This is a genomic window from Hallerella sp., from assembly GCF_022776125.1.
GTDB lineage: Bacteria > Fibrobacterota > Fibrobacteria > Fibrobacterales > Fibrobacteraceae > Hallerella > Hallerella succinigenes.
Window position 1 is genome coordinate 1 of record NZ_JALFIA010000026.1, and the last position, 12,336, is coordinate 12,336.

General features: G+C 49.2%; 11 protein-coding genes. 6 read left to right on the forward strand and 5 right to left on the reverse strand.

Going from position 1 to position 12,336, the window contains the following annotated elements; all coding sequences use genetic code 11:
• The coding region (locus MR847_RS03975) for a GatB/YqeY domain-containing protein (protein WP_287723026.1) at nt 1-166 on the forward strand (166 nt) is incomplete at its 5' end.
• Here the strand turns inward: MR847_RS03975 and rpiA are convergent.
• Both rpiA and MR847_RS03985 read right to left on the reverse strand, forming a co-directional pair.
• A complete protein-coding gene (gene rpiA, locus MR847_RS03980) occupies nt 167-853 on the reverse strand; it encodes a ribose-5-phosphate isomerase RpiA (RefSeq protein WP_106519806.1) in 687 nt (228 codons plus the stop codon).
• Nucleotides 853-1,461 (reverse strand): FKBP-type peptidyl-prolyl cis-trans isomerase, encoded by a 609-nt coding sequence (locus tag MR847_RS03985; RefSeq protein WP_157797956.1) that lies wholly within the window; start codon nt 1,459-1,461, stop codon nt 853-855. Before MR847_RS03985 ends, rpiA begins: the two co-directional genes overlap by 1 nt.
• 34 nt (nt 1,462-1,495) lie before the next feature.
• Here MR847_RS03985 and MR847_RS03990 point away from each other — a divergent pair, with 34 nt between their 5' ends.
• From MR847_RS03990 to MR847_RS04005, 4 genes are read left to right on the forward strand one after another with little or no spacing between them, the layout of a single operon-like run.
• The gene (locus MR847_RS03990) at nt 1,496-2,224 is read left to right on the forward strand and encodes a metallophosphoesterase family protein (RefSeq protein WP_100425758.1); all 729 of its coding nucleotides are present in this window, start codon (nt 1,496-1,498) and stop codon (nt 2,222-2,224) included.
• Complete coding sequence (locus MR847_RS03995; protein WP_287723005.1) at nt 2,221-2,682, forward strand: 23S rRNA (pseudouridine(1915)-N(3))-methyltransferase RlmH; 462 nt, start codon at nt 2,221-2,223, stop codon at nt 2,680-2,682. Before MR847_RS03990 ends, MR847_RS03995 begins: the two co-directional genes overlap by 4 nt.
• Nucleotides 2,683-2,721: 39 nt before the next feature.
• Nucleotides 2,722-4,242 carry a carboxypeptidase M32 gene (locus tag MR847_RS04000; RefSeq protein ID WP_277002173.1) on the forward strand — a complete coding sequence of 507 codons (1,521 nt, stop codon included), beginning with the start codon at nt 2,722-2,724 and terminating at the stop codon, nt 4,240-4,242.
• Nucleotides 4,243-4,301: 59 nt separating this feature from the next.
• A complete protein-coding gene (locus MR847_RS04005; protein WP_287723006.1) occupies nt 4,302-5,156 on the forward strand; it encodes a tRNA lysidine(34) synthetase in 855 nt (284 codons plus the stop codon).
• Nucleotides 5,157-5,244: 88 nt separating this feature from the next.
• Here the strand turns inward: MR847_RS04005 and MR847_RS04010 are convergent, their stop codons facing one another.
• Nucleotides 5,245-5,940 (reverse strand): LrgB family protein, encoded by a 696-nt coding sequence (locus MR847_RS04010; RefSeq protein WP_100425761.1) that lies wholly within the window; start codon nt 5,938-5,940, stop codon nt 5,245-5,247.
• Nucleotides 5,933-6,298 carry a CidA/LrgA family protein gene (locus MR847_RS04015; protein ID WP_100425762.1) on the reverse strand — a complete coding sequence of 122 codons (366 nt, stop codon included), beginning with the start codon at nt 6,296-6,298 and terminating at the stop codon, nt 5,933-5,935. Before MR847_RS04015 ends, MR847_RS04010 begins: the two co-directional genes overlap by 8 nt.
• Nucleotides 6,299-6,363: 65 nt before the next feature.
• Here MR847_RS04015 and MR847_RS04020 point away from each other — a divergent pair, with 65 nt between their 5' ends.
• The gene (locus MR847_RS04020; protein ID WP_287723007.1) at nt 6,364-8,925 is read left to right on the forward strand and encodes a TIGR03960 family B12-binding radical SAM protein; all 2,562 of its coding nucleotides are present in this window, start codon (nt 6,364-6,366) and stop codon (nt 8,923-8,925) included.
• Nucleotides 8,926-8,928: 3 nt separating this feature from the next.
• Here the strand turns inward: MR847_RS04020 and MR847_RS04025 are convergent, their stop codons facing one another.
• Nucleotides 8,929-12,324 (reverse strand): hypothetical protein, encoded by a 3,396-nt coding sequence (locus MR847_RS04025; protein ID WP_287723008.1) that lies wholly within the window; start codon nt 12,322-12,324, stop codon nt 8,929-8,931.
• Nucleotides 12,325-12,336 lie beyond the last annotated feature (12 nt).

The window sequence follows — 12,336 nt, forward strand, 5'->3', positions numbered from 1 at the left end:
GCTCTCGGAAGATGAAGTAAAGGCCCTGATCGAAGAGATCAAGGCCCAGGTTGGAGCTCAGGGCCCCAAGGACATGGGGAAGATCATGAAGGAACTTACCCCGAAGACGAAAGGCCGCTTCGACGGTCGTCGCGTGAGCGATCTCGTGAAAGCAGCTCTTGCTTAATTAGAATTCTTCCAGTCCGTTTGGCGCGGCAAGGATTACTTTGTTCGCCATTCCGATGAATAACCCGTGGCCCAAAAGCCCGGGTATTTTATTTAATTCAAAGTCGAGCTTTGCCGGGTCTGCAATCGGGCCGAACTTTGCGTCGGCAATCAGGTTTCCGGAGTCGCTGATGACCGGACCATCTTTGCCCGGAGCACCCATGCGGACGGCGAGCGTTGCACCGAGTTTTGTTACTTTGTAAGTAACCGATCCGATGGCGTTCGGAAGAATTTCGAGAGGAACGGCGAATTTTTCGCCGAGGGTCTGCACTTTTTTGCCCGAGTCCGCGATGATGATGTAATTGTCTGCCATGGAGGCGACGATCTTTTCGAGGAGGTGGGCGGCGCCGCGGCCCTTGATCAGGTTCTTTGCCGGATCGATTTCGTCAGCTCCATCGATTGCGATGTCCAAGTGGGTCGCTTCGCCGAGGTCGATCAGGGGAATGCCGAGCTTGCGGCACTGAAGCGTGGTGCTCCAGCTGGTGCTGACGGCGGTCACCTTCAGACCTTCGGTCTGGATGCGTTCGCCGAGACGTTCTACCATGTAAGCGGCCGTGCTGCCTGTGCCGAGTCCAACGGTCATGCCGGATTCGATCATGTTAGCGGCGCGGACGCCTGCTGCTTTCTTGAGTTCGTTTAAGTCAGCCATTATCGCCAGTGTCTCCCAAAGTTGTTTTGTTCGTCTTCTGGAAAATCTTCGTCGAAGTCGTCATCGTCTTCTTCCGTGTATTCGTCGGGAAGGCCCGTTTCGAGTTCGGTGACCGAGGGTTCGGTGATGTCCACGATGGTGATTTCGAATGTTAAATCTCTGCCTGCAAAGGGATGGTTTCCGTCGAGCGTGACGGTTTCTTTTTGAATTTCCTTGATCGTGTAGATTGTCGGATCTTCGTCATCGCTCTTGTTGCAAATGTCGCGCGGGTCTTCTGGAATGGAGAATTCCGTCATGTTTGAATCGCGGACCATTTCGAGTTCCATGCCGAGCCAAAGTTCGCCGATGTTGCGGAGCTCTTCCTTGGAAACCTTGATAATCAAGTCTTTGCGGTACGGTCCGTATCCCTTGTCATAGGGAATATGGGCTGTGATATGGTCTCCGACGTGATGGCCTTCCAAGGCGTTTTCAAGACCTTCGATCACGCTGTCGCAACCGTGCATATAGACGAATGGGAAAGATTCGGGAACTTCCTCGATAATTACGCCGTTTTCGTCCTTTAGAGAGTAGCCAATGCTAACTTTTTTGTTTTTCTGAACCGTTTCCATCAAGCCCAAATATAGAAAAGCTATATTAATTTCCATGTTATACGGGATCTATTCTGACATTCATGCGAACTTGCCCGCGCTCGAAGTCGTTTTGGAATCGATGAAAGCGCATGGCGTGGAACGTCGTGTTTGTTTGGGTGATATAGTCGGGTATGGAGCGCATCCGAACGAATGCGTTGCGCTGGTAAAAGAAAATGCGGATATCTGCATTTTGGGTAATCACGACAGCGTAGCCATCCAGTGGGACTCGGATACGGGATTCAACCCGTATGCGAAGAGGGCAATCGAATGGACGCAGAATGCGCTCACTCCGGAATCCAAGGAATACCTTTGCTCGCTCCCTTACGTTTTTGAAGAAAACGATATTTGCTTTGTTCATGCTTCCCCCATGTCCCCGGCGGACTGGATCTACATAACGGATTTGGAAGACGCTCTGGATGCGTTCGATCATTTTGGCGAGCGCCATTGCTTTGTCGGTCATACGCACAGCCCGGTGATCGTGGCGATGCGCGATGGAGAAATCCCGAAGGTCATTGAAACGGGTTCCTATGTTTTGGAAGACGGGGAACGCCTGTTGATGAATGTGGGAAGTGTCGGACAGCCGCGTGACCGCGACCCGCGGGCGAGTTACTGCCTGTATGATTCTGAAAAGCACAGTGTGAATCTTGTGCGTTTGAATTACGATATCAGCTTGACGCAAAAAGCGATGCGTGACGTGGGAATGCCGGACTTTCTCGTGGAACGCCTGGAACTGGGTCGATGAAGCTCGTTCTTGCTGTTTTTGGAAGACCTGGCTCTGCCTTTATCCAGGATGAAGTCGAAAAGTACACGAAGCGCTTGCGCTCTGCGAGCGTGCAGATCGAAGTCGTGGAAATGAAGCAGAGCAAGCGTGACGATCAGGTGAAGAGCCTTGCCGAAGAAGCGGCGGAATTTTCCAAACGTTTCCCCAAAGAAAATTACCAGTGGATTGTGATGGCGGAAGAAGGTAAGCTGATGAATACGATGCAGCTTGCGAACTGGATCAAGCCTCGTTTGACTTCGAACTGCGTCTTTCTCATCGGTTCCGCTTACGGCATTTCTCCCGAAATCAAAAAACAGGCGAACCTTCTGCTTTCGCTTTCACCGCTAACGTTTACGCATGACCATGCCCGTGTGATTTTAACGGAACAGCTTTACCGCTGTCTTATGGTGATAGCCGGTCATCCATATCACCACGTTTAACAGGCGCTCGTCGTTCAACCGTAGCGCGAAGGAAAACGTATGACTGCAAAGATGAATGCTTCTCTCGAAAAAAGCTTAAAGACGGTTTACGCCACTTTAGAAGAAGTGGAACGTTACCAGCATGCAAGCCGTGTTTTGGGCTTTGACCAACAGACGATTTGCCCGCCGCTCGGGATGGAAGAGCAGGGCGAAACTTCGGCGTTCCTGTCGAATAAGGCGTTCCAACTTTCGAAATCAAAAAAGTTTATTTCTGCGGCGGAAGATCTTTACGCCAAGCGTAAATCTTTGAACGAATGGGACCGCACCTTGGCGGAATCTTTGCACCGGGATTACCTGCGCAATAAGAACATTACGCCAGCGATGGACAAGCAGTTCTCTTTGGTTTTCAATAAGGCTTTTGTGAACTGGCTCAAAGCGAAGAAGGCTGCGGACTTTTCGATTTTTGCCGACTCGCTATCGGATGTCCGCAAGGTGAATTTGAAGCAGATAGCTCTTGCGGAAAAGGCGATGCGTGTACCATATGACAATCTTTTGGATGTTTACGAACGCGGCATGACGACAAAGGATTTGACCAAGTGCTTTGACGCTTGCAAGGAGCGTCTGGTGCCGATGCTTCAAAAAATTCAGAAGAGCAAAAAGAAGATCCGCACGGATTTTCTTTCTCGCAAGGTAAGCGACGAATCCCAGCGCCAGATGGCGGAATTCTTGCTGCAGACGATTGGTTTCGATTTTAAGCGAGGCGCCTTTACGACAAGCGAACATCCGTTTACGGATGGACTTGCCAAAGACGACTGCCGCGTGACAACGCATTATCATGAGGATATGTTTGCATCGAATATGTTCTCCATCATTCATGAAGGCGGTCATGCTCTTTTTGAAATGAACCAACCGAGTGAAAATTACGCGCATCACATCAACGGTTGCAAGACTTTGGGTCAGCATGAATCGGTTTCCCGTTTTTATGAAAATCGCATTGGGCGTTCCCGCGCCTTTGTGCATTTGATCTTTAAAAAGTGCAAGGAGTTTTTCCCGACCGTTTTTGAAGACGTTTCCGAAAAGCAGTTCTACGAAGCACTGAACGTGGTGAAACCGAGTTTTATCCGCACGGAAGCGGACGAGTTTACGTACACGTTCCACATCATGATCCGTTTTGAAATTGAGCAGATGATTGTGAACGGCAAGGTCGATATTCAAAGCCTTCCGCAGATTTGGAACGACAAGTACGAAGAATATTTGGGCATTCGTCCGTCGAATGACCGTGAAGGTATTTTGCAAGATGTGCATTGGGCTTCGGGCTTTGGCTACTTCCCGACGTATTCGCTAGGCAACATGTACAATGCGATGTATTACAATCGCATGAAGCAGGAAATCGATGTGGAAGACTGCATTCTCCACGGAGACTTCGGGACGATCAACGGCTGGATGAAGGAATATGTTTGGAAATACGCAGACCGCTTGAATTCCAAGGCTTGGATTCAAAAGATTACGGGCCGCGAATTTACGGCGGACGACTTTCTCGATTACATTGAACAGAAGTACGGCGAACTCTACGGCATTTAATTCACGGTTTATTTTAGAAGGCGAAACCCTTGGAAGGCGAAGCGAAAAAGAAAAGAGAATTGCATTTGACTTTCGCAGCAATGGCGGAACGGAGCATCTCCAAGCGTTTCCGCAGCAAGCTGTGGAGCCCTTTTGTTTCGGCAATCAAGACGTACCGGATGATCGATGCGGGCGATAAAATCGCAGTTTGCATTTCGGGCGGTAAGGATTCGATGCTGCTTGCGAAAATGATGCAGATGCTGCACCGTTATACGGAAAAGCCTTTTGAATTAAAGTTTTTGGTGATGGATCCGGGGTATAATCCGCAGAACCGGGAAAAAATCGAAGCGAATGCGGAACGGCTTGAAATTCCGATTACGATTTTTGAAACGGACATTTTTGAACAGACGGACAAGGTGGAACATTCGCCGTGCTACGTTTGTGCGCGCATGCGCCGTGGACATTTGTACAGCCAGGCGAGAAAACTCGGTTGTAATAAGATTGCATTAGGACATCATTTTTCTGACGTGATCGAAACGACAGTGATGAGTATGTTCTACGCTTCGCAGCTCCAGGGAATGCTTCCCATGCTCCGCAGTCAAAATTACCCGGGAATGACGCTTATCCGTCCGCTGTACAAGATTCACGAAGACGATATCATCGCCTGGAGCCGTGCCAATAATTTGAACTTTATCCAGTGTGCTTGCCGTTTTACAGAAAAGAATTTTGAAAATGAAGATGGCTCCGGTTCGAGCAAACGTCAAGAAGTCAAAGAGATTATTCGCAAATTGAAGCGTGACAATCCGAATATTGAAAAGAGCATTTTCAACAGTCTTCATGCGGTTTGCATTGAAACGTTCCCAGGTTTTAAGGCGAATGGAAAGCCGCATTCCTTTTTGGAACGCTTCGACGAAGAAAATTCCGAACTTTCATGATTGCGTGCCAAAAAAATGCGGTTGCAAACGTCGCCAAGACGCGAGCCAATATCGGCTTTGGAGTAAAGCCGTAAAGGATCCGCATGCGTTAGTCTGCGAAAAGATGTAAAAGAATGGGTGTGATGACCGAGGTGATGACACCTGTAACGCCAATGGCGAGGGAGCTCATCGCACCTTGAGTTTCACCCATTTCCAAAGCTTTAGCAGTGCCGACTGCATGCGAAGCCGTTCCCACGGCAATGCCTTGCGCCACGGGATGCTTGATTTTGCAGACTCGGCAGATGATCGGGGCAACGACGCCGCCCGTAATTCCTGTAATCACAATGGACGCGATTGTAATCGCTGGGATGCCACCGATGCTTTTCGAAAGTTCAACGCCCATCGGAATCGTGATGGACTTGGGTAAAAGTGAAAATTTTAACACGTCTTCAATTTGGAAAATTCCTGCGCAGAGCGTTACAATGGCGAAAGAGGTTAAGGTTCCCACGAGGATTCCGATCAAAATCGGAACGAGATGCGCTTTCAGCTTATCGAGCTGCTTGTAGAGCGGCACGGCGAGTACTGCTGTTGCAGGGCCAAGGAAAATCGAAATATAATCACCGCCGAGATTATAAGTTTCCAGTTTGATTCCGCTGATGAGTAAGAAGCCGATGATCAAAACGGCAGCGATCATCATCGGGTTGCAAATCGAAAGCTTGAATTTTCGACTGCAGGCGACGCCGACTTCATAAGCGACGATCGTCAAGACAATTCCAAAAAAAGGAGTGTTCAAAACTTCACGCATCTTTTTTCCTCTTTTTCTGGACGTTTACCATAATGTCGGTGACTTTGCCAGTGACGGCGAACGTAACGATTGTCGCAAGGACGCTGAGCAAAAAGAAAAGGATCAAATTGCCCTTCAGTACACCGTAAACGGCCAAAATGCCAATGGTCGGCGGAAGAAAAAAGAAGGGGAGCCGCTTCAGGAAAAAATCCGACATCTCTGCAATTTGATCCACTTTGACGAGTTTTGTACAAAGTAACAAAAAGAGGATCAGCATGGCTAAAATATTACCGGGCAGGGGGATTCCGCAAACTCGGTGAAGAAAATCTCCGATGAAGCAAACGGAAAGAATCAGAGCTAATTGGAGTAGTAAACGCATTGTGCGCCAAAGATAAAATTTTTATTTTTATGGCTATGAATATTTTTGACAAATTGGGGCAAGTTTTGCCCTCCGTAGAAAGCCCCGCCCGTTATATGGGCGGAGAAGCGAATAGCATTGTGAAAGACCCTTCTAAAATGGTGGGAACTTGTGCTTTTGTTTTTCCCGATTTGTACGAAATAGGCCTTTCGAATAATGGCTTGCGCATTTTGTATCACGTGGTGAACCGTGAACCGGATTTGTACATGGAAGTGGCGTTCGCTCCGTGGGACGATATGGCGGAACAGATGCGCAAACATGATATTCCGCTGTACACGCATGCGACTTGGAAACCTGTCCGCGAATTTGATGTGGTCGGCATGTCACTCCAGTCGGAACTCAATTTTACCAATGTGCCGTATGTGCTTGAACTCGCTGGCATCAGCGCCTTCTCCAAAGATCGTAAAGAAGACGATCCGATTATTTTGGCGGGTGGTCCTGCAATGGCGAACCCTGAACCTGTCGCCGATTTTTTTGATGCGTTCAATATTGGCGATGGCGAAGAGATGTTCCCTAAGATCGTGCGGACGGTGGGGGAATGTAGAAGAAAAGGGATGCGCCGATTTGAAATTTTGGAAGCGATTTCAAAAATCGACGGTGTGTACGTTCCAGTATTTCGCCAAGTCGTCGAGGGGGAATATAAACAGCTCGTTCCGGCAGAACCCGCTGTAGGCTCTTACGAACATACAAACGGTGTGCGTCGCATTTTTATTCCGGAACTCAAAAAAGAAGATTGCCCGGTCAAGAATTTAATCCCGAACATGCGCTTGGTTCACAACCGCTTTAGTGTGGAAGTGATGCGAGGCTGTGCGCAGGGTTGCCGATTCTGCCAGGCGGGTGTTTGGTACAGACCGTGCCGCGAACTCAATCCGGATGATGTGATAGATCTTGCGAAGGAAGGCTTAAAGGCGACAGGTGAACAGGAACTCGGCCTTTTGAGCCTTTCCACGGCAGACTATAAGCCGATTGAATCGTTGACGGATTCGATTATCGATGACGCTTTCTTTGACAATGTAGACGTGTCGCTTCCGAGTATTCGCGTCAGCAGCTTCGGTCAGCACCTCGCAGAAAAAGTCGCCGCCTTGAAGGGTGGACGCAGTGCGACCTTTGCACCGGAAACCGGTTCGGAACGTATCCGCAAGATGATCAACAAGACGATCACCGATGAAGACATGTACAGTGCGGCGGACTATGCTTTTTCTTCGGGCCTGAACAAGATCAAGCTTTATACGATGATAGGCTTTCCGACAGAAGACGATGCCGATATGGAAGCTTTTTGCAATCTCATCGAGAACCTGGTGAAGATCGGCCGTAAGCACATGCGCGGATTCCAGATTTCCGTGAGCATAGGTATTCTCATTCCGAAGTCTTTCACGGGCTTGCAGTGGGCTGGCTTTATGGATGAGGAAACGTCTTGGAATCATATCCAGTATGTGCGCAAGCGGTTCTTTAAGCATCCGAATGTGAAGGTGCAGTGGGCGGACTGGAATACATCTCGCCTGGAAGCGTTCTATAGCCGTGGCGACCGTTCTCTTGCCCCGATGATTTATGAAGCCTATAAGCGCGGTATGATCTTCGAAAGTGATGGACATCGCATTCGGGCCAAGGACTGGGAAAAAATTTGGGACGACTTCCATTATGACGTCAGCTGGATTTACGAAACCCGTCAAAAGGATTCCGTTTTTCCGTGGGACTTTATGCACATCGGTGTTACCAAGTCCTTCCTCTGGAGAGAGTATCAGAAAGGCTTTAACCCGGAAATTTTGAAAACGGCAAAGCCCGTTCCGAACTGCAAATGGGGCGATTGCCAACATTGCGGAATTCCGGGGAGCGGTAAGGAAGTTCGACTGGCGAATAATCCGGTTCGTTACGCAGCACCGAGCCGTACACCGGAAGAAATCAAGAAGCTTGTGGCGGAACGTCGCCCGGTTTACGATCAGCGGTACGCGTACAAGATTACGTTCCAAAAGACAGGTCTTAGCCGTTTCCTTCCGCACCAGAACATGCTCAGCGCGTTCGTGCGTTCCTTTGGAAGGGCAGAAGTTCCGCTCCGCTACAGTGAAGGCTTTAGCCCGAAACCGCGCATCATCAACATGGGCGCTCTACCGCTGGGTCTCGAAACGGTCTGCGAAATCCTCGGCGTGGAAACCTTAAAACCGTTGGATCTTTCGCCAGAAAATCTGCCGAAACTGATGGAAACTTTGAGCGAACCGTTTCCAATGGGCATGAAGGTTTTGAATATTGAACCGCTTACGTACAAGCTCTCTTCTCGCTGTCCGAAGTCGATGACGTATTCCTTTAAGCCGGAGGTTTTGCCGGAAGGCTTGGTTGAAAAGTTCCAGTCGAAGACGCTTCCTATCGTGCTGAATCACCGCGGTCATGAAGTGAACTTGAACGAACATATTCTGGATTTGCAGATATGCGACGGAAGAATCTTTATGCGTGTGAAGTGCAATGAGCAGGGCGGTACAGCAAGCCCGTATCCGCTCTTTGGCGGACTGATGGGCGTTAAAACGGCGACGGCGACGGTCGATGATGTCACACGTCAGTATTTAATCCGGAAGGAATCCATGGAATTCGAAGACTAAGCTTTACTGCATCCAAGTATTGTTGAAGTCGAATCCGATGGTGAACGAAATCTTCGTCGGGGAAATCGCCTTCGGCAAAACCGGAATGTCGATCGGGTTTAGACGACTTCCAGCTTCTCCGTTTTCGTCTTCGCCTGCGCGGTCTAAGCCGCGGGCAAGGTTCAGCGAAATGTTGAAGGGCAACGTGTAGAACAGCTTGTTTGCCAAGCGGAATTCTAGGCCCACGCTTCGATCCCAGAAATCTCGCGATTTGAACTTGGAAATCGGAATGCCGTGGTCGTTCCACGCTGCACCGACTTGAGCGTAAAGGTTCAAGAAGAAGTCACGCGTCGAGAAAATCCAGAATTCATTACGCCAGTCTTCAAAGATCGGGAAGAGGTAGTGAATTTCTGCCTTCGCCATTTTAAGACCGCTGCGGTTGAACTTTTCGCTTGTTATCAAATACGGATAGCCTTCAAGCAAAAGAGGCGTGTAATAGTAACTGTCGAGTGTATCCCTGGAATCCTTGGCACTCCAAGCTCCGATGCCTGCATAGGTTGCGCCAACGGCTATGCGGGAACCCTTTCGAATCGGCGCGGCAATGCTTCCGTGCGTGTTGAAGTAGAAACTGTGCAAGTTGAAGTTCCGGTACTTCGGTTCGATTTTTCCGCTCGGGCTAATGGTAAAGCTTTCGGCAAAAGTACCCGGACGGAACAAGTCGGAATTCGCAAATTGATAACTCGCCGAAATTCCATTTCCAACGCCTGCGGTATTTGTCGCTGTCGCTTCTGCGGTTCCGCCGTCGAGCGTAAATCCAACGCTTACGGCAAGGCGCTTCTGGTAAGTCCATTCCAAGTTTTTGTCGTACAGGTTGAAGTTTGCCCAATCGTAGCCACCGCTTACATAAACGCTGTCACCTGATTTGAAAACGCTGTAAGCAGCGGACGCTTGAATGGCATTGAGCGGAACGGAATAATGGGTTGTTCCCACGGAATCTTCGTAGCTTCTCGGATCCTCATAGCGCACCGTATCTATGGAACGGTAGTTCGCATGCGTATAAGAAATTCCAAACGTTACCGGAGTCGAATGGTTTTCCAGGGAGGCGACGAATTCGCGTTCGATTTTCGGATTCAGACCGTCACCTGTGATGTATTTCCAACCGTTGCCGACTTCAAATAAAATCCCGGCGGAAATGATGTTCTTCTTTAGCGGATCGGAAAGTGACATGGCAAAGCCGAGCTTCGGAGTCGCTTGGCCATCGCCTTTCACGCCAAAGTCCGGAGAGCGTTCCTGCACCATAAAGATCGGGGCTATCAGGAACTGTGTCGGGATCGGCTTGTAATTGCGTTCGCTGCCTGCAAATGCAATGTCGGCGTACTCGAGTTCCTTCTGGATTTTTTGCGGAAGCGAACCCGTCAGGACGAGTGGCGGTGTCACCGGCTTTTTCAAAACGGAGTCTCGTTTGGAAACGAGCGTGTCGATTTTGCAAGCGGTCAGCACCACTGCGGAATCTACAACTGTAGAATCCTTGGCGCTCGAATCTTGGAGTGCGAACTGCGGTTTCGGACAAGTCGTAAAAGTTGTATCGTAAAGAACGATCACGGAATCTTGCATCGCATCGTAATCTGTGAGTTCTATCGAGTACAGCGAAAATCCGTCTTTATCGTAGTTCGTGTAATAAACGGTTCCCGAATCAACGACTGGAGTAAAGGCGCCACCGACAACGTTTGTCAGCGGATGTTCTGCATCCCCGTTCAGCTTTTTCGAATACAGATTAAAGATTCCGTTTTTATTGCTCGAGTAGATAAGCGTTTCGTTATCGATCCAGTTCGGGTCGCGGAGGTCAAAACCTTTTTGTGTCAAATCTTGCAGGCCCGAACCGTCGCTGTTGATCACGAGGATGCCGCGGACGGAATCGTCAAAGTAGCTGAAAGCGATCTTCTTTCCGTCGGGGCTGAACTTCGGAGAAAAGATGTTGTAATAAAGAAAATTGGAATCCGGAACGAAAATGTCTTGGGTCTCTGCTGGACCTTTTGCCCCGGAATCGGGAACGGTCGTTTTGCTGAGAACGAAACGGGTTGAATTGATTTCTCGGCGGGCAAAGACGATCTCTTTCCCATCAGGGGAAATGTCTGGGTAAACGGCGTCGGCAAGAGCGGTCGCAAGTTGCATGTTGCCGTTCGTATCGGCGATAGCGATGTCAAAATGAACGTGTCCATTGCGGTCGCGCTTTTTGTAGGTGGTGTAGGCAAGGATCAGTCCACGGCCCGGAATTTCGCGAACGGAAATGCCCTTGTCGAACCAAGGCTTTTCCGGTTTGAAACCGCTCTTGGCAAAGTTTGCAAGGTCAATGATCGAATCTTGGACGGTGATGGTAATGCCCGAAGCGGAATCCGTTACCGTTGAAGAATCTTCGGCATGGGTCGGAATCTTAAAAATACCGCCATCGAACCAAGGCCCTCCAAAGTTCGAAACTCCGTAGATATTTCCACCTGCGACAATCGGAAAGTCATTGTAGAAGGCATCCTCGGTCCATTTTTTACCCGTTACGAGAACGCCTAGGCTTTTTTCCTGTTCCTTGTAATGCGCGGTGATTTCTTCTTTCCAGTTCTTGTATAGCGTTTCTTCGTCGATACCGATGACTTTTTCGATCGCTGCGGAAAGCGTCACCCGGTAGGGCTTTGAAAGTTCCGACCAAATGTTCGGTATTGCTTCAGGACCGTATTTAGCGTCGATGTAACGGACTAGGGAAAAACCCTGCGTATACGGACCGAGTTCCGCATCGAGGGAATTATCCGCAAAGTCGTGCATGTATTTTAGATCCAAAAGGTCTTCGTTCAATGAAGCGACGCGCAAAAGCATATCGCGGTGCGAGTCCCAAGCATCGAACCCCATGCGTGATGATTCAAATTGGGCGGTACCTTCGGCAAACCAAAGCGGCTGCAAGGTAAACGGCAAAAGAACGCTTGCGTTTTGGACATTGCGTTCGTTGTAATAATCGATGTAAGAAACCTGAAGCCCATAAACCCAATAGGGAAGCTTGCTTCCGCTTTCAATGCTAACGAGATGCGAAAACTCATGCGTCACTACGTCAGCGATCCAAGGGTGCGTGCTGCGGATCTTAAAATCCCAGTTCGAAAGGAAGATGTTCACCGTATTTTCATTCGGTATAGCAGAACCGTTGGCGTACAGGGCGTTCTGCAGCGAAACGTCGGTCTTGAGAGGCATTTCAATTTTGTACCGCGAAACGATGGAATCGTAAACCGCTTCTGCAGTCGATGCGACAATCCCTGCATGGGTCGTGTATTCCGCAGGGTATGCGTAATTGAAATGAGCAGAGGATGCGACTTTCCAACGGATGTCGCTGTTGTTGCCCGAAAAACTGAGTTCCGTCGCAAAAACGGAACTACAAATTGCCAAGGCGGCATAAGA